This is a genomic window from Acidobacteriota bacterium (genome assembly GCA_022340665.1).
Lineage (GTDB): Bacteria > Acidobacteriota > Thermoanaerobaculia > Thermoanaerobaculales > Sulfomarinibacteraceae > Sulfomarinibacter.
Genome location: JAJDNM010000106.1, coordinates 32,366 through 51,947, shown reverse-complemented (window position 1 = coordinate 51,947; position 19,582 = coordinate 32,366). Strand labels below are relative to the sequence as shown.

General features: G+C 61.3%; 17 protein-coding genes. 14 read left to right on the top strand and 3 right to left on the bottom strand.

What is annotated here, in order from left to right; all coding sequences use genetic code 11:
- Positions 1 to 4: 4 nt before the first annotated feature.
- The 7 genes from tal to dapF all read left to right on the top strand — a co-directional run bounded on the left by tal (position 5) and on the right by dapF (position 9,243).
- Positions 5 to 1,108 (top strand): transaldolase, encoded by a 1,104-nt coding sequence (gene tal, locus LJE93_12490; protein ID MCG6949721.1) that lies wholly within the window; start codon positions 5 to 7, stop codon positions 1,106 to 1,108.
- Between the two features lie 18 nt (positions 1,109 to 1,126).
- Positions 1,127 to 2,953: a glutamine--fructose-6-phosphate transaminase (isomerizing) gene (gene glmS, locus LJE93_12485; GenBank protein MCG6949720.1), complete on the top strand. Its 1,827-nt coding sequence runs from the start codon at positions 1,127 to 1,129 to the stop codon at positions 2,951 to 2,953.
- 191 nt (positions 2,954 to 3,144) lie between these two features.
- Positions 3,145 to 5,340, top strand: coding sequence for a UvrD-helicase domain-containing protein (locus tag LJE93_12480; GenBank protein ID MCG6949719.1), 2,196 nt, complete (start codon positions 3,145 to 3,147; stop codon positions 5,338 to 5,340).
- Between the two features lie 75 nt (positions 5,341 to 5,415).
- Positions 5,416 to 5,958 carry an ATP-dependent protease subunit HslV gene (gene hslV / locus LJE93_12475; protein ID MCG6949718.1) on the top strand — a complete coding sequence of 181 codons (543 nt, stop codon included), beginning with the start codon at positions 5,416 to 5,418 and terminating at the stop codon, positions 5,956 to 5,958.
- Positions 5,955 to 7,283, top strand: a complete 1,329-nt coding sequence (gene hslU, locus LJE93_12470) for an ATP-dependent protease ATPase subunit HslU (protein ID MCG6949717.1) — start codon at positions 5,955 to 5,957, stop codon at positions 7,281 to 7,283. The genes hslV and hslU overlap by 4 nt, the downstream gene beginning before the upstream one ends.
- A gap of 71 nt (positions 7,284 to 7,354) precedes the next feature.
- The gene (locus tag LJE93_12465) at positions 7,355 to 8,434 is read left to right on the top strand and encodes a hypothetical protein (GenBank protein MCG6949716.1); all 1,080 of its coding nucleotides are present in this window, start codon (positions 7,355 to 7,357) and stop codon (positions 8,432 to 8,434) included.
- Complete coding sequence (gene dapF, locus LJE93_12460) at positions 8,431 to 9,243, top strand: diaminopimelate epimerase (GenBank protein MCG6949715.1); 813 nt, start codon at positions 8,431 to 8,433, stop codon at positions 9,241 to 9,243. The genes LJE93_12465 and dapF overlap by 4 nt, the downstream gene beginning before the upstream one ends.
- A 63-nt stretch (positions 9,244 to 9,306) precedes the next feature.
- On the opposite strand, the gene LJE93_12455 is transcribed toward dapF, so the two are convergent.
- Complete coding sequence (locus LJE93_12455; protein MCG6949714.1) at positions 9,307 to 9,813, bottom strand: phosphatidylglycerophosphatase A; 507 nt, start codon at positions 9,811 to 9,813, stop codon at positions 9,307 to 9,309.
- The gene (locus LJE93_12450; GenBank protein ID MCG6949713.1) at positions 9,810 to 11,237 is read right to left on the bottom strand and encodes a Mur ligase domain-containing protein; all 1,428 of its coding nucleotides are present in this window, start codon (positions 11,235 to 11,237) and stop codon (positions 9,810 to 9,812) included. The genes LJE93_12455 and LJE93_12450 overlap by 4 nt, the downstream gene beginning before the upstream one ends.
- Positions 11,238 to 11,321: 84 nt before the next feature.
- Between LJE93_12450 and LJE93_12445 the strand changes: the two genes are divergently transcribed.
- From LJE93_12445 to LJE93_12430, 4 genes are all read left to right on the top strand, one after another.
- On the top strand, positions 11,322 to 12,350 hold the full coding sequence (locus LJE93_12445; protein ID MCG6949712.1) for a DUF1573 domain-containing protein: 1,029 nt from the start codon (positions 11,322 to 11,324) through the stop codon (positions 12,348 to 12,350).
- 84 nt (positions 12,351 to 12,434) lie between these two features.
- Positions 12,435 to 13,508 carry a tRNA (adenosine(37)-N6)-threonylcarbamoyltransferase complex transferase subunit TsaD gene (gene tsaD / locus LJE93_12440; protein ID MCG6949711.1) on the top strand — a complete coding sequence of 358 codons (1,074 nt, stop codon included), beginning with the start codon at positions 12,435 to 12,437 and terminating at the stop codon, positions 13,506 to 13,508.
- Positions 13,509 to 13,534: 26 nt separating this feature from the next.
- The gene (gene lepB / locus LJE93_12435; GenBank protein ID MCG6949710.1) at positions 13,535 to 14,227 is read left to right on the top strand and encodes a signal peptidase I; all 693 of its coding nucleotides are present in this window, start codon (positions 13,535 to 13,537) and stop codon (positions 14,225 to 14,227) included.
- A gap of 55 nt (positions 14,228 to 14,282) precedes the next feature.
- Positions 14,283 to 14,657: a hypothetical protein gene (locus LJE93_12430; GenBank protein MCG6949709.1), complete on the top strand. Its 375-nt coding sequence runs from the start codon at positions 14,283 to 14,285 to the stop codon at positions 14,655 to 14,657.
- A gap of 24 nt (positions 14,658 to 14,681) precedes the next feature.
- Here the strand turns inward: LJE93_12430 and pyrF are convergent, their stop codons facing one another.
- On the bottom strand, positions 14,682 to 15,395 hold the full coding sequence (pyrF, locus tag LJE93_12425) for an orotidine-5'-phosphate decarboxylase (GenBank protein MCG6949708.1): 714 nt from the start codon (positions 15,393 to 15,395) through the stop codon (positions 14,682 to 14,684).
- A 78-nt stretch (positions 15,396 to 15,473) separates the two neighbouring features.
- Here pyrF and LJE93_12420 point away from each other — a divergent pair, with 78 nt between their 5' ends.
- The 3 genes from LJE93_12420 to LJE93_12410 all read left to right on the top strand — a co-directional run bounded on the left by LJE93_12420 (position 15,474) and on the right by LJE93_12410 (position 19,537).
- Positions 15,474 to 17,060 carry an alkaline phosphatase family protein gene (locus tag LJE93_12420; protein ID MCG6949707.1) on the top strand — a complete coding sequence of 529 codons (1,587 nt, stop codon included), beginning with the start codon at positions 15,474 to 15,476 and terminating at the stop codon, positions 17,058 to 17,060.
- Between the two features lie 125 nt (positions 17,061 to 17,185).
- Positions 17,186 to 17,908, top strand: coding sequence for a glycosyltransferase family 2 protein (locus LJE93_12415; protein MCG6949706.1), 723 nt, complete (start codon positions 17,186 to 17,188; stop codon positions 17,906 to 17,908).
- Between the two features lie 444 nt (positions 17,909 to 18,352).
- Positions 18,353 to 19,537, top strand: coding sequence for an isocitrate/isopropylmalate dehydrogenase family protein (locus LJE93_12410; GenBank protein ID MCG6949705.1), 1,185 nt, complete (start codon positions 18,353 to 18,355; stop codon positions 19,535 to 19,537).
- Positions 19,538 to 19,582 lie beyond the last annotated feature (45 nt).

The window sequence follows — 19,582 nt, the reverse complement described above, 5'->3', positions numbered from 1 at the left end:
CGGCATGAATAAATTGAAGAGATTGTGGGATGAGCACCAGCAGGCGGTGTGGCTGGATTTCATCGAGCGCGACCTCCTGACCGGTGGCGGGCTGGCAACATTGGTAGCGGAGGACGGAGTTCGGGGCGTCACTTCGAACCCCTCGATCTTCCAGAAGGCGATCGAGGGCGGTGGGGCGTACGACGAAGCGGTGGCAGGCTTGCTCGCCAACAACCCGGAGATGGAAACCATCGCTCTTTATGAGACTCTCGCGATCGAGGATATCCGCGGAGCGGCAGACCTTTTGCGAGCGGTGTGGGACTCGAGTGAACAGTCTGACGGGTTCGTGAGCCTCGAGGTATCGCCCCATCTCGCCCGTGACACCGAGGGTACGATCGCCGAGGCGAAACGACTGTGGGCCGCGGTAGACCGACCGAATCTAATGATCAAGGTGCCCGCGACCCCCGAAGGAATTCCAGCGATCGAGTACCTGATCGGTGGCGGAATCAATGTCAATGCGACCTTGATGTTTTCTCTCGCCGACTACGAGGCAGTGGCGAGTGCATACCTTCGCGGCATCGACACCAACCCGCACCCGGCGGGTGTTGCGTCGGTCGCATCGTTCTTCGTCAGTCGGGTCGACACCAAGGTTGACGCGGCGCTCGAGGAGATCGGGACGCCCGAGGCCCTCGGGCTGCGTGGTCAGGCGGCGATCGCCAACGCCAAGCTCGCCTATCGTCGATTCGAGGAGCTTTTCGGAGCCGACTCCTTTGCAGCTCATGCGGCGCGGGGCGCTCAAGTGCAGAGGCCGCTGTGGGCGTCGACGAGTACGAAGAACCCGGATTATCGAGACGTGGTATACGTCGAGGAGTTGATCGGTTCGGAAACCGTCAACACCCTTCCGGTCGCGACCCTCGAGGCGTTTCGCGATCACGGAGAACCGCGTGCAAGCCTGAAAGAGGACGTTTCCGGGGCAGAACGCGTCCTTTCGGAGCTCGAGGGCCTTGGAGTCGGCCTCGACGACATCACCATGGAGCTTCAGGTGGAGGGAGTAGCAGCGTTCGCCCGCTCCTTCGATCAACTTCTGGAGGCTCTCGACAGGGCACGGGCTGGAGTGGTGGCAGGCTGAGTCCAACGGGAGGTCGAAATGTGCGGCATCATCGGTTACGTCGGCTCTGGCGAGGTCGTACCGGTTCTGCTCGATGGCCTGCGCCGCCTCGAATATCGCGGATATGACTCTGCCGGCATCGCCGTGATGGGTACCGCTGGTATCGAAATCCTGCGTGCCGCGGGAAAGCTCGGAAATCTCGAGCAGAAGGCCTATCTCGAGCCGCTGCACGGCTCGGTTGGGATCGGTCATACAAGGTGGGCAACCCACGGCGCACCCACCGAGGCCAACGCCCATCCGCAGGTCGATAGCAGCGAACAGGTGGCCGTCGTGCACAACGGAATTCTCGAGAACTATGGTGCTCTCCGCAAGGAGCTTCTCGAGGCTGGGGTCGAACTGCAGTCGGATACCGATACTGAACTCATCGCTCAGCTTCTGGGCCGCGAGGAAGGCACCCTCGGTAAGCGCGTCCTTGCGGTGTTGCCTCGTCTCGAGGGTCAATACGCGGTGGTGGCTGTTCATCGCGCCGATCCCGATGTCGTGGTTGCCTTCCGCAACGGGCCGCCGTTGGTCGTCGGGCTGGGCGAAGACGAAAACCTCGTGGCCTCCGACGTCACCGCGCTGCTGCATCGGACCCGCCAGGTGGTGTATCTCGAAAATGGCGATGTGGCCGAAGTGAGGAGAGACAGTCACAGGATTTTCGGCGCCACGGGCACCACGGTCGATCGTGCGGTCGACAGGCTCGACTGGGATGCCGCCCGGGTGGAGAAGGGCGGCTATCGCCACTTCATGCTCAAGGAGATCTATGAGCAGCCCGACGCAATTCGCAACACGGTTCTCACCTACCTTGACGAGAATCGCCTCGGAGTCAATCTGGATGGACTCGGATTCTCCGACCAGCAGCTGGAGAATCTGCGCCGCGTACACCTGGTGGCTTGCGGGACTTCGTGGCACGCATGCCTGGTCGGGAAGTTCGTGCTCGAAGAGCTGACTGGCCTGCCGACCGAGGTCGACTACGCGTCGGAGTATCGCTATCGTTCGCCCCTGGTCGGTGAAGATGTCCTGGTCATCGGCGTCACGCAATCGGGCGAGACGGCCGACACACTTGCGGCGATGGAGATGGCGAGTGACGCCGGCGCCTTGCTGGCGACGGTCTGTAACGTCCGTGGCTCCTCCGCCTGGCGCCTCGCCTCGTCGCAGATCTTGACCCAAGCGGGACCCGAGATCGGAGTTGCTTCGACCAAGGCCTTCACATCCCAGTTGGTGGCGTTGGTGCTGATAGCGCTTGGCCTGCGGTCTGCCGGTGGGCGAGCCGACGCCACTGATGTCGAGCTCGTGGCTGGTCTGCAACGGCTCCCGCAGGCGGTCGAGCGAGCGCTGGCAATCGACGCGCGGCTTTTTGAGCTGGGAATTGACATGCTGGCCGACGCCACCGATTCTCTCTACCTCGGGCGCGGCATTCTCTACCCGATTGCCCTCGAGGGAGCGCTCAAACTCAAGGAGATCTCGTATCTCCATGCCGAGGGCTACCCGGCGGGCGAGATGAAGCACGGGCCGATCGCTCTTCTTCAAGAGGGGTTTCCGGTGGTGGCGGTGGTACCCGGCGGCTCCAATCGCGAGAAGCTGATCAGCAACCTGATGGAGGTCCGAGCCCGCGGTGCGGTAGTGCTCGCGGTGGCGGAAGAGAACGCAGAAGGCCTGTCAGATGTTGTCGACCTGATGTTGGCGGTTCCCGCGGTGCACCCGCTTCTCCAGCCAATCGTGACGGTGGTGCCGCTGCAGCTGCTCGCCTATCACGTGGCGGTTGAACTCGGGCTTGACGTCGATCAGCCGCGCAATCTCGCGAAGAGCGTCACCGTCGAGTGATGCGTCCACCCGCCTGATGCTGGATTCTTGATACTGGATTCCCGATCCACTCGCCCACCCCGGGAGAATTCAACGAGAGAGATTGTTGATCCGGCGCCTCTAGTATCGAGCATCCAGCATCTCGCATCCAGGGAGTTGAGTCTCTGCCTTCGTGCTGTTACCTTCTTGCCTCCCGTGGAGGTGGGTGCGGCGTGAGCTTCCCTTTCGATGATCTCAACCAGCAACAGCGCGTGGCAGTCGCTCACGGCGAGGGGCCGCTGCTGGTATTGGCGGGCGCTGGTTCGGGCAAGACCCGTGTTCTCACCTACCGCGTCGCCCACCTGCTCTGGTCGAAGGCCGCCGGTCCCGCAGAGATCACGGCAGTGACGTTCACCAATAAAGCGGCGAGCGAAATGCGAGACCGTGTCGAAGCTCTTCTTGGGCAACCTCTGCATGGCGGCTTCGTCGGCACCTTTCACCGTTGGGCACTGGAAGTTCTGCGCCGATATCCGGCCGCGGCGGGTCTTCCTCCCCGTTTCGGAATTGCCGACGGAGACGACCAGCGAGTCTTTGTCAAGAAGGTACTCAAAGAGCTCGGCTTGGACCCGAAAGAGCTGCCACCACGGATGGTATTGTCGCGGATTTCGGGCATGGTCAATCGTGGGCACGACCTGAGGACATTCACGAATCGAGCAGCCAGCGCAGCGGACGAGAATTTTGCTCGCCTTTGGGAGCGCTACGAAGAACTCAAGAAGAGGGCTGCTGTAGTCGATTTCGATGACATGCTGGTGCGCGCGCTGAGCGCGGTCAAGGCTGACTCCGCTGTTCGCGATGCGGTTTCCCGGCGCGCTCGATACCTGCTCGTCGACGAGTTTCAGGACACAAACAGCCTGCAGATGAATCTGCTCACGGTGGTCCTGGGCGGCCGCGGCAACCTCACTGCGGTCGGTGATGAAGATCAGTCGATCTATCGCTGGCGTGGCGCCGAGCTCGACAATATTCTCTCCTTCGAGCGCTTCTTTCCGGGTGCCCGCGTCGTCGCTTTGGAAGAGAATTACCGTTCCACCGAACCCATTCTCAGAGTTGCAGGCAGACTCATCGCTGCGAACCGCGGGCGCCGTGGCAAGAAGCTGTTCACGAGCCGTGAAGGCGGCGAATCGGTGAGGCTCCATATCGCGGTCGATGATCGCGGCGAAGCTCGCTGGGTCACAGACCGTATCGAGGAAAGACGTAGCGATCTCCGGCTCGAGGAGATGGCCGTGCTCATGAGGACCAATGCGCAAACCCGGCCGTTCGAGGAGGAGCTGACGCGTCGACGCATTCCCTACAGGGTGTTTGGAGGACTCCGCTTCTGGCAGCGTGCCGAGATCAAAGACGCGCTCGCCTATTTGCGGCTGGTGGTGCGGCCGGATGATCTCCTCTCCTTCGAGCGGGTGGTCAACGTCCCGGCGCGAGGCGTCGGAGCCGCCACCCTCGATGTGCTCCATCGCGCGGCGCGAGAGATGGGCGTTGCTCTCCCGGAGGCCGCCCGTCAGCTCCCTGAGGGTCTCAGTCCGCGCGCACGCCAGTCACTGGATACGTTCTTTGCGGTTCTGACAGAGGCGCGAGCTCAGCGCGAGGAGCTGTCGCCCGGGGACCTTGTCGGATGGTTGCTCGAGGCTTCGGGGCTCTTTGCCATGTATGAGGGTGAAGCAGAAGATCGGGTGGCGAGGCGGGAAAACCTTCAGCAGCTGGCTGCTGCGGTGGCCGAAGCTGCGTTGCGGGGTCAGGACCTTGACGAGTTTCTCGACGCGGTAGCACTTCTTGAAGAAACCGATGACGAGGGTGCGGCGGAAGGCGTGGCCCTGATGACCCTTCATTCGGCCAAAGGGCTGGAGTTCGACGTGGTCTTCCTAGCCGGTTTGGAAGACGGCCTGCTGCCGCATGCCAATTCGCGAGACGAGCCGGAGAACCTCGAGGAAGAGCGTCGCCTGGCTTATGTCGGAATGACGCGAGCGAGAAAACTGTTGTATCTAACTGGTGCCCGGAGCCGGTTCCTCTTCGGCCAGCGGCAACCCACCCGCCTTTCGCGTTTCCTGGATGAACTGCCGAAGGGCGGTGTTGAAGATGTTTCAGAATCGGCGTTCAGCTGGGAAGATCCGTCCACCAGGCGCGCTTCCCGGAGGCGCGAGAGCCGGGGTGGATTCCCCCGACCATCGAAGCGACGGGCGGCTAAGGTCTCGGCGACTGTCACCGACGGCGACGGAACCGGGTGGCGGCCGGGAGACCGGGTCCGGCACCGGAGATTCGGAACCGGGGTCATACTCGCCTGCCAGGGAAGTGGCGCCCAACTCAAGTTGGTGGTTTTCTTCGATCGGGCCGGACGCAAGACCCTTGTCCCGACGATCGCCAAGCTCGAAAGGCTGTGACCAGGAATCCGGCGGGAGTATTCTTCGTATGTTTCGTCCGCCCAGCTCGGATGGACAACGCACACTGGAGGCAACATGAATAATGAATGGCACCACACGACCGTGGTGGCGGTCCGACGCGGAAAAGTCGTTGCGGTGGGCTCAGACGGCCAGGTAACCCTCGGAACGACGGTTCTCAAACATGGGGCGGCAAAGGTACGAAAACTCGCCGGCGGCAAGGTCATTGCGGGATTTGCCGGCTCGGTGGCCGACGCGCTGGCGCTTTTCACGCGCTTCGAATCCAAGCTCGAGGAGTTCGGCCACAACCTCGAGCGGGCAGCCGTCGAGCTTGCCCGCGATTGGCGGACAGACAAGGCGTTACGCCACCTCGAGGCGCTTCTGATCACCGCAGACGCCAAAACCACGCTGCTGGTTTCAGGCACCGGCGAGGTCCTCTCCCCGGACGACGACGTGGTGGCGGTTGGCTCGGGCGGGAGCTATGCGTTGGCCGCCGCGCGAGCGCTCCTCAAGTACACCGAGCTGAGTGCTGAAGAGGTGGTCAGGGAAAGCTTGTCGATCGCCTCCGACATCGACATTTACACCAACAACCACATTACGGTTGAGGAGCTGAAAGCGTGAATCTGGACACATTGACCCCGCAAGAAACGGTATCGGAACTCGACCGGTTCATCGTCGGTCAGGACGCGGCCAAACGTGCCGTTGCGGTGGCGCTGCGCAATCGCTGGCGCCGCCAACAGCTCGAACCTGAGCTGCGCGAGGAGGTGGCGCCGAAGAACATCATCATGATCGGGCCAACCGGTGTCGGTAAAACCGAAATCGCACGGCGGTTGGCGCGCCTCACCGCGTCACCCTTCATCAAGGTCGAGGCGTCGAAATTCACAGAGGTCGGATACGTCGGCCGTGACGTGGAATCGATCGTCCGCGATCTCGTAGATGCGGCGATTCAGCTGGTCCGTTCTGAAAAAGTAGCTGAAGTCGCAGTGCGCGCTGAAAGGATTGCCGAGGACCGGCTCCTCGACCTGCTCGTGATGAGCTCGGGCTCCGCGGCGGAATCCTCGCTCGAGGAAAAACGGCGAGCGATGAAGCGTCCCCTCAGAGACGGCCTTCTCGAGGAGAACGAGGTCGAGCTCGACGTGTCCGAAGACCGCACACCGACGGTGGAAATGTTCACTCCGCAGGGCATGGAATCGATGGGAATCAACCTCAAGGACATGTTTGGCGGCCTCATGGGACGCAAGGCGCGCAAGCGCATGACGGTGGCGGAGGCAAGGAGAATCCTGATCTCCGAGGAGGAAGAGAAGCTCATCGATCGCTCGCAGGTGGAAGCCGAGGCCATCAGCCGGGTGGAGAATTCAGGCATCGTTTTTCTCGACGAGATCGACAAAATCTGCTCCCGCGAGGATGCGGGCGGACGGGGGCCGGACGTGTCGCGCGAAGGCGTACAACGTGATCTCCTGCCGATCGTCGAAGGCACGCATGTCAACACGCGTTACGGCGTGGTCAGCACCGACCACGTGCTGTTTATCGCGGCTGGTGCCTTCCACGTATCTCGTCCCGCAGACCTCATACCGGAGATGCAGGGACGCTTTCCGATTCGGGTTGAGCTCCAATCGCTCGGTGCGGCAGAATTCGAGCGGATCCTGACCGAGCCCGAGAACTCGTTGATTCGGCAGTACACGGCACTTCTCGGGACCGAGAATCTCGAGCTTCGGTTCAGCGAAGACGCTGTCCAGACGATTGCGCGAATGGCTGCCGAAATCAACGAGACGGCGGAGAACATCGGTGCGCGACGCCTTCACACGGTTCTCGAGCGCCTGCTGGAAGAGATCAGTTTTTCGGCCACCGAGCACTCCGGGGAGCTTTTCGAGGTTACGGCTGACATGGTGAAGGAGCGGTTGGGCGAGCTCGTTGGTGACAGTGACTTGGCGAGGTATATCCTGTAGGCATGAATTCGGAGCTCGGAGTTCGGAATTCGGAATTTCCGAACCCGGCGATACTGCCGGTTATGGGATCAATGTCAGAGATTCGTTCACCGGGCCTTTTGCTGGCTGGGATCATCGTGCTTCTCTGCCTGGGGTGCGGGAAGGAAGGTGCGCCGATGCCGCCGCTGATCCGGGTGGCCGAGCGGACGACTGATCTTGCTGCTTTCCAGGAGGGTCACGAGGCGGTCTTGCGGTGGAGCTATCCGTCCTTGACCACTTCCGGTCAAAACCTGACCGACATCGAGGAGATCCAGGTCTGGAGGGCAGTCCTCCCCCTCGGCCAGGAACCCCCACCGCCAATCTCTGCCCAGGACCGCCAGATGCAGCGGCAGCTTTTGCAGACTCAAGGGGAAATTCTGCGGTCGATTGACCCGGAAGACATACCTGAATCGACCCGCGGCTCGGACATCGTCATTCGTGACGATCTCGACCTGTGGCGGCAGAGCGTTGAAGATCCGAGCTCTTGGGTGCTCTGGTATGGAGTTCGCACTGTGTGTTGTCGTCATCGCGAATCGGAGCTTTCCAACGTTGCGCGCCTCGCGCCTCAGGCCCCCCCCGAGCCACCGGTTGATCTCGCACTGAGTGCAGACAGCGGCGGTATCGAACTGACGTGGACGCCCTCTTCCGAATCGAAGACGCTGGTCGAACGGTCGCCTGACGGCGCCAAATGGACGGCGTTGACGTCTGAAGGCGTGGAGGGGGGCAGCTGGAAAGATGAAAAAGCGCCCCAGGGGCAGGCCTGGAGCTATCGACTGCGGTCGGTGGTTACCGCGCCCGGCGGCGGCCGAGTGGTCGGCCAGCCATCTTCGCCAGCTCGCGTGGATCATCCGGACACCTATCCCCCCGATGCGCCCTCGAATGTCGTGTGTCTTCCGGAGGGCGCTCAGGTCCGCATCCGTTGGCGATCCGTGGCGAGCGCGGCGGTCTACATCGTTTCGCGCAAGGTGGGTGACGGGCCGGTGAAGATTCTCGCCGAGGACCACCGTTCGATCGAGTTCACCGATGATGAACCGCCACTTGGCGAAATTGTTTATCAAATCGCTGCCCGGGATGCTGCCGGGAATCTCGGCGGCACGTCAAGCTGTGTCGTCGTGATGGGCGCGGTGCCATGACCTCGAGACTCTTCAAGCTCGAGGGCGCCGGGAACGACTTCCTTCTTGGCATGGGAGCCTGGGCCGAACGTTTCGATTCCGAACCCGACCTCGTACGCCGCCTCTGTGATCGTCGACGCGGGATCGGAGCTGACGGGACTCTCGCCCTCGAGTCTGTCGCAAGCGGCCGGGTTCGTCTCGGATACCGGAACGCCGACGGCAGCAAGGGCGATTTCTGCGCAAATGGCACGCGCTGCGCCGCTCGCGCTGCAGTCGAGATCCTCGGTTGCCAGGAGAATCTCGTGGTAGAGACTGGCTGGGCCGAAATCCCGGCGGAGGTCAGCGGCAGACAGGTGAGCCTGGTCCTGCCTCTGCCACCTCCTGGAGTTCGTGTATCTGAAATCGAAATTCCGGAAAGCATCTCTGGAGTCCGCCTGATGAAGATTGGTGTTCCGCACCTGGTCATCGAGACTAAGGGACTGTCGGACCTCGACCTTCGATCCATCGCTCCGTCACTTCGTCGGCATGAAGCGTTGGGCCCCGAAGGGGCAAATGTCGATTTCTTCGAGGTGGCGCCGACCGGTGAAGTGTTGCTGCGAACCTGGGAGCGCGGGGTGGAGGGAGAAACCCTGGCATGTGGATCGGGCATGGTAGCGGTGGCGCTGATCGTCATGGCTGAACGAGATACGGAAAGGGTAGAGCTCGTTCCCGCATCTGGTGATCGCTTGGTGGTAGATGCGCTGGGCAAGGCTCCTGTTTGTGCGACGCGTCTCACAGGTCCGACACGAATCGTGGCCTCGATCGAGCCCGCGGAAGAGCTCCTGAGTTAGCCCACGATCATCCCGAGTTGGTTCCTCGATCGAACTGAAGCGCTGGCCAGAAATTTACCGCTCTCAGGTCAACACCCGCCATCCGACGGCCAGGCAGGCGGCGGCTATATATCCGGCCGCGAGATCATCGGCGACGATGCCGATTCCGCCAGGCAACTTCTCGAAGGCCTTGATCGGCCAGATCTTGACGATGTCGAAGACGCGGAAGAGGAAGAACCCCGCTGCGGCGAAAATGGCGATTTCAGTCGTGGTCAGAAGCGGCAGGAACGGCAGCGCGACGAGATAGGTCAACCATTGGCCGGCCGCCTCATCGATGACGATTGGACGTGGATCGGCGCTCTGTCTGCGCTCCGCCTCGCGTTCGGAAGACCAGATGCCGGCGACCGTGAAGATCACGAGGCCGATGGCTGTCGTCACAATGCGAGGGGTATTGCCCGATGCGATAACGCATATGCCGAACCACAGTAGGGCTGGCAGCAACGACCCGACGGTTGTTCCCGGTGCCGGGAGCTTGTCCCCAAGCCCGCCAAAGGTTGCAACTGCTCGTGCGAGAGCCTGGTTTGTGCTCATCTCTCGTCTCCAGATTGCAGGGCCTCGATCAGTTTTCTGTGCATGCCGCCGAAGGCGCCCGAAGAACAGCCTATCACCACATCACCTGGTTGGAGGACCCCGAGGAGTTGGTCGACCACGTCGTCTTCTTCATTGGGCATGAGAGCCGTCACTCCGCGTTCCTCGAGCGCCCTGGCGAGGTCGCATCGGTCGAGGACATCGGTGGCTTCAAGGCGATTGCGATGGTAGGGAGGCGCTACCATCACGAGGTCTGCGCCGGCCAGGTTTGCAACATACGCGTCGTGGAAAGATCGTCGGGCTGCAGTCAGAGAGCGGGGCTCGAAGGCGACGACCAGTCGGCGGTTTGGCCATCGCTGTCGGGCGGCAGCAACCGTCACCCCGAGGGCCGTCGGATGATGAGCGAAATCGTCAACCACAATGACGCCAGCAGCTTCACCGACGACGTCCATCCTCCTCGCAACGCCCGGAAAGGACTTGATACACGTCACCGCCGTTGCGATCCCTATCCCGGCCGAAACAGCAGCAGCAACCGCCATGGCGGCGTTTTGTAGATTGTGAAGGCCGGCGTGCGAGAGCTCAAGAAGATGCTCCTCCCCCCGCCACCGGATGATGGCTGTGCTGCGATCGCCCTCAGGCTGCCACGAGGCGAGCTGCAGCGGGCAGTCGGGATGAGGTCCAACGAGGATGATGTGCGCTGTCGCGTCCCGGGCTGCGGTGACCGCCTCCTCGCGCCATGCGTTGACGATTACCGAGCCGTCACGCGGGACGAGAGCCGCCCCGGCGCGGAAAGCGGTCAGGATACCGTCCAGGTCAGGGTATAGGTCGGCATGGTCGAACTCGACCGGACCGATCAGGAAGATCCGCGGACGGTAATGAAGGAACTTCGCGCCTCGGTCAAAGAACGCAGAGTTGTACTCGTCTCCCTCGATGACCAGGTGGCGCCCACCACCGAGGCGGAAGCCACGTTGGTTCCATCGTGGCAGGCCACCAATGAGATAGCTCGGGTCGACTCCCGCCCGCTCCAGGATCCACGCCACCATAGCTGACGTGGTGGTTTTTCCGTGGGTTCCTGCAACGACTATACTGTCGAGACCGCGAGCGAGGACGTAATGCGCGACAGCCTCCGCTTGCGACAGGTGGGGAATGCGTTGCTCGAGGACCGCCGTAGCCTCCGGATTGTGACGGGGAATTGCGTTGCCGATGATGACTCGGTCGATATCGGTCGGCATCTTCTCGGGATCGAAACCGAGCCGAACCGGGATGCCAAGCTCTGCGAGAAGGGTGCTCATGGGGGGATAAAGCTCAGAGTCGACGCCCTCGACGTGATGACCGGCCTCATGCAACATCCCGGCCAGTGGCGCCATCGCCGTGCCCCCGATCGGTAGGAAATAGAGACGCTCGGCCCTCTCGTATAAGTTCTGCAAAAAAACGCTCCTGTGGTTGCGGCTCGATAGGCAGCTCCCTAAGATTGTCTCTGTTTGTGGATGAGAAGACAAGGAGGACAGAAAATGTCGAACCGTCGTTCCGTGATTATTACGACCGCTCTTGTAGCGGCAATGGTAGTGGCCGCTGCGGGGTACAGTGCCGCTGCGGACGGACCCAAGATGGTCGTGCCCGAGAAAATCAAGGACATGGGCAAGGTCGCTCAGGGTGATGTTCTGAATGTGGATTTCGCAATCGTCAACGAAGGTGATGAGGCGCTCGAGATCAAGGCCGTGAGGCCAACGTGTGGATGTACGGTGGCGGACTTCGATCGTGAGATCGCTCCCGGCAAGACCGGGTATATCAAGGCGAAGCTTGAAACTCGCGATTTTACGGGACCGATATCGAAATCTATCCTGATCATGACCAACGACCCTCAGGATCCGACGACCACTGTGGTTATCAAGACCACGGTCCATCCCTACGTCCAGGTTTTGCCGAGACCGCTGGTTCGTTTCAACGCTGTTCAGCACGAGCCGATGGAGCAGAAGATCACCGTTGTTGCCGATGAAGAAGAGAAGAATTTCAAGGTGACGGGAGTGAAGAGCTCGGTGCCGTTCCTGCTCGCATCGGTCAATCAGGTTCCGAGCGATCGACTGCTGGCCGGAAAGTCGCCGCAACAGTACGAGATCGTGCTGTCGATGGAGGAGAAGCCTCCGGTTGGTCCGGTCAACGCGGTGCTCGAGATCGAGACCAATCATCCCAAAGCGAAGATGGTGCCGGTCAAGGTCTTTGGTGTCGTTCGTGCGCTGCTTCACGTGACTCCGTCGCAGGTTCAATTCGGCTCGGTGGAGGCCAAGAAGCAGCCCGGGCGGAACATCATCGTTGTCAACAACCGCTCAGCAGGAGTGGCTGTCACGGTAGACGACGCTTCGGTGAACGACCCGGCGTTTGATGCCGAGATCGTGACGATCGAGCGTGGTCGTCGATACCAGGTGACGGTAACCGTCAAGCCGGACGCCGATGCTGGACCGAGGGATGCTGTGTTGACTCTCAAAACCTCCGATGCCGAATTCCCGGTCATTGAGGTGCCGGTGAGGGCGAACATCGGCTGAGCCGTTGATGTGGATACCTTCGACGGGGAGGCGTTGCCTCCCCGTTCTTGTTCGTAACACCGGTTGTGTCAGGATCAGATGAACATGCTCCGAACACTGGGTGTTGAAACCTCCTGCGACGAGAGCGCTGTGGCGATATTGGACAGCGACGGCGCGGTGGAGGTGAGCTTGTTGTCGAGCCAGATCGAGGCCCATGCCCGATACGGGGGTGTGGTCCCCGAGTTGGCTTCGCGCGAGCATCTCAAGGCCCTGCCATTCCTCGTCGATCGTGCTCTCGAATCAACCTCCGGACCGATTGAATTGGTCGCGGTGACTGCTGGCCCGGGCCTGGTCGGCGCGCTCCTGGTGGGCGTTCGTTACGCAGCAGCCTTTGCCTGGGCGAGACGCCTTCCGCTGGTCGCGGTCGATCATCTGGAGGGCCACCTGGTGTCGTCGCTGTTGAGCCTCGAGGGAGAGCCGGCGAAACAGGAAGCCCACCGTGCGCTGGCGTTGGTGGCCTCGGGTGGCCATTCGAGCTGGTACCTGATGGAGTCTGGCGCTCGGAATCGCCTTGGACGCACTCGTGATGACGCAGCAGGGGAGAGCTTTGACAAGGTCGCGCAGGTGCTTGGCCTCGGATATCCGGGCGGGCCTGCGATTGACGATCTCGCCCGACGTGGCGACCCGACAACGGTTGTTCTGCCACAGCCCCGCCTCCGAGGTTCGCCATTCGACTTCTCGTTTTCGGGTCTCAAGTCGGCAGCCATTCGCTGGATCCGTGCAAATGAGATGGCCGGGGTTGCCACAAAAACCGAAATTGCGCCGCCGGAGATCTGCGACTTCGCCGCGTCCTTCGAATCTGCGGTGATCGGGCAACTTCTGGCCCCGTTACCGGAGCTCGTCGAGCTCCACAAGCCGACGCAGATCACGGCGTCGGGAGGTGTCGCAGCCAACTCGCTGCTGCGCCAGCGCCTCGAGGAGAGTGCTCACGACTTGGGGCTGGAGTGTCTCCTTCCCCCGCTCCCCTGGACCACCGACAACGCCGCAATGATCGCCCATGCCGGTCAGCTCGCTCACCGCGACGGTCGCACCGATGACCCACGGCGTCTCGATGCCCGTGGTCGTGAACCCTGGCAACCTCCGGGAATGCGAAAGCCACCGATCCGGGTGAGTGTGTAAAATCCTCCGATGTTGGGAGAAGCCTGATGTCGAAATCAGTCGTTCGCGAGTACTACGAAGCCATTCTCGTGGCGTTCATTCTTGCTCTGTTCGTCCGCACCTTCGTGTTCGAAAACTTCAAGATTCCGTCGGGGTCGATGGAGGACAATCTTCTCATCGGCGATCATCTCGTGGTCAACAAATTCATCTTCGCCGGAAACGCAGACACCGTCCTTCACCGACTCTTTCCCTACCGCAGTCCTGAACGAGGTGATGTCGTTGTATTCAAGTTCCCAGAAGATACCCGCCGCGACTTCATCAAGCGATGTGTGGCTGTGGCCGGGGATATCGTAGAAATCAGGAAAAAGGAGCTGTATATCAACGGCGAGCTTCAGATCGAACCAATGGTTGTCCACAAGGACACGCGTGTGTACGAGGATTCCTCGTCGACTCCGATTTCATCTCGAATCCGCGACAATTTCGGGCCGTTCACGGTTCCGCCCGGGACCATATTCTGCCTTGGCGACAATCGCGACAACTCGCTCGACTCGAGATTCTGGGGTCCTGTACCTTTGAGCTACGTCAAAGGACGGGCGGTGATCATCTATTGGTCCTACGAGGCCGGGCGAAATGATTGGCAGTGGCAGGGCTTCGGACATCGGCTGAAACAGCTGGCTGGGGTGTTCTTCAATTTTCTTACGAAGACCAGGTGGGAGCGTGCATTTCGACTCATTCGGTGAGAAGACCGGGCTAGGATGATACGATCGAAAAGAGATCGCACTCGGAGGCGCTTCCATGAGAATGTGGCGATATCAACGCGGTGACGTGCCCCTCGGTTGCCTGGTCGGCGGCCTTGTGGCGCTGATAGTTGTGCTTGTGGCCATCAAGGTCACACCGATCATGCTGCGTGTCGGTGAACTCGACAAGGAGATCGGTGCTCTCTCGGATCGTGCCAATCGGCGGGTATACACCGACAAGCGAATCGAGAAAGATATTCTCGACAAGGCGGAAGAACTTGACCTTCCGGTAACCAAGAAGAATGTGACGATCAAGCGGTCATCGAACAGGATCAAGGTAACGGTCGTCTACGACCTCCCGATCGAGTTTCCTGGCTACACGTATGTCTGGCACAAAGAGCATTATCACGAACGACCGCTCTTCTACAACTGACACCGGGCCGAAATAACGGCCCCACTATCGCATCACCGCGGCCATCTCTTCGACGATGTCTGAAGCAGCCTGAGCGGGATCGTCCGCACCGGTAACGGGTCGTCCAACCACCAGAACGTTTGCTCCCGATCGGACCGCTTCGGCAGGGGTGACCACGCGACGCTGGTCGTCGGTTGCGCTCGTTGCCGGCCTGATCCCCGGCGTAACGATCAGGAAATCGACTCCACAGTCCCGCCGCACCGCGGCAGCCTCACAGGCTGAGGACACAACACCGTCGAGCCCGCTATTCTGTGCGAGGCGTGCCCAGGTCACGACCAAGTCTCCGATCTGCGCCGGAATTTGGAGTTCCGCGAGAGACGCGCTGTCAAGGCTGGTGAGAACGGTCACCGCAACGACCTTCGGTGGACTGGAGGTCGATCCCTGATGGGCGCCTTCGACGGCGGCCTCCAACATGTTTCGGCCACCGGCCGCATGAACGGTGAACATCGATGCACCGCAGGCGGCACAGTTGGCTGCCGCTCTCCGTACAGTTGCCGGGATGTCGTGCAGCTTGAGATCGAGAAAAACCTGCGGACCAAGAGCAGCCACCTCGTCCACGAGATCAGGACCATGGGCTGAAAACGCCTCGAGACCGACCTTGAGCCAACCGACGTGACCAACGAGCCTCTTGGCGGTCGTGACGACCCAATCGCGATCACTGCTGTCGAGTGCCACACACAGCGATGGTCTTCCGCCCATTCCACTTCCCCTGCAGAATTGAAATTCCAGCTTCCGTGACGAGTCTACGCCATCCGGTCACGGTACCATTCAAGGACCATGAAACTCCGCCTATGGATCGATGCGTTGGGTGCGGGAGCCGCCGCGGGCCTGGTTGCCGAGGTCCTCGTCCTGCGAATGAACCCCGAGGTCACGCAGACGGTCCGCGGTGTGCTCATCGGAGTGCCGCTGTGGGCTTCGTGGGGTATGGTCATGGTTGGGGTGCCGCTGCTCATCGGGTTGGTCGTCATCGAAAGACTGCGGCGGCGAGACGACCGTTGGGCGGCACCAGCCCTGAATGCGGGGGTGTATTTCGTGGCCGCTGCGCTGACTGCGGTAAATGCGAAATTTCACGCCCAGCTGCTTTCCGGGCCGGCGCACCGCGTACTCGTCCAGGACTCCGTGGCCTGGGCGATCGTCGTCGTCCTCGCGGTGTTCACCGGGTGGCTTGCGGGACGGTCCGACAACCGCACGAAATGGCGCGTCACGTTTTCGATCGTGATGGCAATCCTACCGGTCGTGCGACTGCTGACCGCACCGACGCCGCCGCGCGAGTACCTCGAAGTTGCAGCGCATCCTCTCGGCGAACCGGAGAGAACCTTGCTCGTCATCGGGCTTGAAGGGCTCGACGCCAAGGTCTTTCTGGCGGATGCGGTGAGCTCGAGCTACCCGAACCTCGCCGAACTCCGAGAGCAGGGGACCTGGGCGCCGATCTCTCCCCATCGGCCGTTTCTGAGGTGGGCTCTGTGGACGTCTGCCGCGACCGGCACCTATCCGGGGCGACACGGCGTCAAGGACAATCGGGGTTGGGATCTCCCCTTGATCTTCGACGACACCCTCCGCCTGTTGCCCTGGACGCCCGAGGGATCGCGGATGATCCTTCCCTGGGGCATCTCCGAACAGGTCGCGCCGCCACCTGCGACCGTCGCTCCGTTGTGGGCGCGCATCGCAGCGTCCGGGGTCGAGACTACGGTTCTCGGGTGGCCGGGTTCGTGGGGTGACGACCCCTCCCTGCAGTCCCCTGCACAAGATGACAACGAAGACCTCCTGGAGCCGGCGATGCGCGCGTCCCTTGAAGCTGCTCTCGAACCTTTTCCCGAACGGCGCTTCCAGATATGGTCGGCGATCGAGCGGGACCAGGCCAATCTGGCGAGGGCCGTAGACGCGCTGGATTCGGGAGCCGGGAATGTATGGGTTCATTTCGAAACCCTCGCGGTGGCCCGGCGCTTCCATGAACCCCTCAAGCCGCGGCACACGCGCGAGCGTTTCTTCCTCGAGCTCGTGATGGAGCTTGTCGACCTCCAGGTCGGAGCGTTGCTCGATGCCGGTGATCGGCACGGGCTCACGGCGGTGGTGTCTCCCTTCGGGCTCGAAGCGCCGGGTTCCTTTGAAAAGCTGAAGAGGACGTTCGGCGCTGGCGGCTCCTGGCACACGTCGTCCGAGGGGTGTCCGGAGGGATTGTTCATCCTCCTCGGGGACGGTGTCACTCGTGGCGGGAAGGCGCAAGCGGTACGCCCGCCGGACGTTGCACCGACCCTGTGTTATCTGCTTGATCTCCCGGTTGCACAGTACATGGAGGGGAGCGTGTTGGTTGCCGCCGCGACGCCGGCATTCGTCGAAGAGCATCCTTTGCGGGTGGTGGACTAGTGTGAGTTAGAGTTAAGAGTTGAGAGTGGAGAATTTCGAGTTGGGGATGCTTTTTGAACTGGAGGGGGTCGGCTTGAACTCTCGACTCTTAACTCAACAATCTCGGGTGCGCTACGCTTGACTCGATGAAGCTTTCAGTGGTGATTCCGGTCTACAACGAGGAAGGGACGTTGAGCGCCCTCCTCGACAAGGTTGCGATGGCGCCGTTGCCAGACCCGGTCGAGGCGCTAGAAATCGTCGCGGTCGATGACTGCTCATCTGACGGAACCTGGTCGGTGCTCGAGGCATGGGTACCACCGGGTCGTGGCGACCAGCGCCCGGCGACGATGAAGCGCGAGCGCCACCAGGTGAATCGGGGCAAGGGTGCGGCCCTGCGGACCGCGCTCTCCGCCGCCACTGGTGATGTGTTGCTGATTCAGGATGCGGACCTCGAGTACGACCCGGCGGAATATCCGGTCCTGCTGCAGCCGATCATCGACGGGTTTGCAGACGTGGTCTACGGCTCGCGCTTTCTCGGTGGACCGCATCGAGTTTTGTTCTTCTGGCATTACCTCGGCAACCAGTTCCTGACCCTGCTGTCCAACATGTTCTCCGACCTCAACCTGACCGACATGGAGACGTGTTACAAGGTATTCGTGCGGCAGGTCCTGGACCGCCTCACACTGAAGTCGGATCGTTTCGGTTTTGAACCGGAATTCACCGCCAAGGTCGCCCGCCTCGGAGTGAGGATCTACGAGGTACCGATTTCCTATCATGGTCGGACCTACGCCGAAGGGAAGAAGATCGGGTGGCAAGACGGCGTGTCGGCGATTTGGTCGATTCTGCGCTTCAACCTCTGGGATCGATGAGGCGCTACCGACCTGTATGTTGACGACCTTCGGACGAGCCTGTGCAGCTCGACCAACGCTATCGCGCTCTCATCGCGATACTGGCAATCGGCTCACGCTTCGAGGCAAGAGCGAACCCGGGCAGTTTGTTTTCGCCTGAAAACACGACGAGCTTGTCGTGTTTTTCGCGTCTCGATCAACGCTAAGAGGGCGACGAGGATGAAGACATGAGCCACCAGCTGCTGATGCATGATGCTCGGCATCCGCAGGCTGGAAAATGCGAAAAGCCAGGCTCCCGCGGGGCTCCCAAAGGTCGCTGTTTCCAGGTGTTGCCGCAGGAGCGAATAGCAGGTCACGAATGTGAGAGCCGGTCTGGATCTTGCGATCTTCCCATATCAAGACTCTTTCGCTATCTTAGCGCCTGCGATCGGCGCCGAGCCGAACGAAGGTGAAGGAGAACTCGACATGACGAAACGATCCGTGATCGTGATGCCCGGCGACGGAATTGGAAACGTGGTGCTCCCGGAGGCCCTGCGAGTGCTCGAGGCAGCCGGATTCGAGGCCAACTGGATTGAGGCGGGTATCGGCTGGAAGCACTGGATCGCGGAAGGCAACCCTCTTCCTGAGGAGACGGTCGACCTGATCGCGGAGCACAAGGTAGCGCTCTTCGGCGCGATTACGTCGAAGCCGAAGGACAAGGCTGCGGCGGAAATCAGACCGGAGCTCAGAGACAAGGGCTTGGTGTATTTCTCGCCGATCGTCGGTCTGCGTCAACGCTTCGATCTCGATGTGTCGATTCGGCCGTGCATTACCTTCCCTGGAAACCCGCTCAACTTCATTCGCCGGGGCGCCGATGGCGGTACGGAGGAGCCCCGGGTCAATGCGGTGATCTTCCGCCAGAACACCGAGGGCCTCTACGGTGGAGTCGAGTGGACCAACCCCCCGGATCAGGTATGGGAGGCCCTCGACACGCATCCGAAGTTCCGCGCCTTCAGAGACGTCCCGCGAGAGGACCTGGCGGTGTCGACCCGAATCTTCACCCGTGCCAAATGTCGTCGAATCTGCAAAGAGGCGTTCGCCTACGCTGCAGCCCACGGTTACGGCAGCGTCACGGTGTGTGAGAAGCCAAACGTTATCCGCGAAACCTCGGGCATGATGTTGGCGGAAGCCCGGAAGGTCCATCAGGAGTATCCGCAGATTCAACTGTGGGACACCAACATCGATGCCCAGATGATGTGGTTGACCAAGAACCCCGAGGATTACGGTGTCATTGTCGCCGGCAACATGTTCGGTGACATCATTTCCGACGGCTTTGCCGGACTCGTTGGCGGACTCGGTTTCGCGGCCTCCGCCAACATCGGTCAGGAGGTCGGAGTCTTCGAGCCGACCCACGGCTCCGCGCCGAAGTACGCCGACCTCGATCCCTCGATTGTGAATCCGATCGCCATGGTGCTGTCGGCGGTTATGATGCTCGATTGGTTGGGCGAGGCCGAGATCGCGACCAGGATCCGAAATGCGGTGGCAGCCGTGATCGCGAGTGGTGAGGTGAGGAGTTACGACATGCTCAAGTTGCGTGGCGGGCCGGACGCGATCACCCAGGGCGCGGCGACCACGACCCAGATGACTGACGCGATCATTGCGTCGCTCTGACGTTTGAACGTTCAACGTTCAACGTTGTAACGTTGTCGGGTCTCA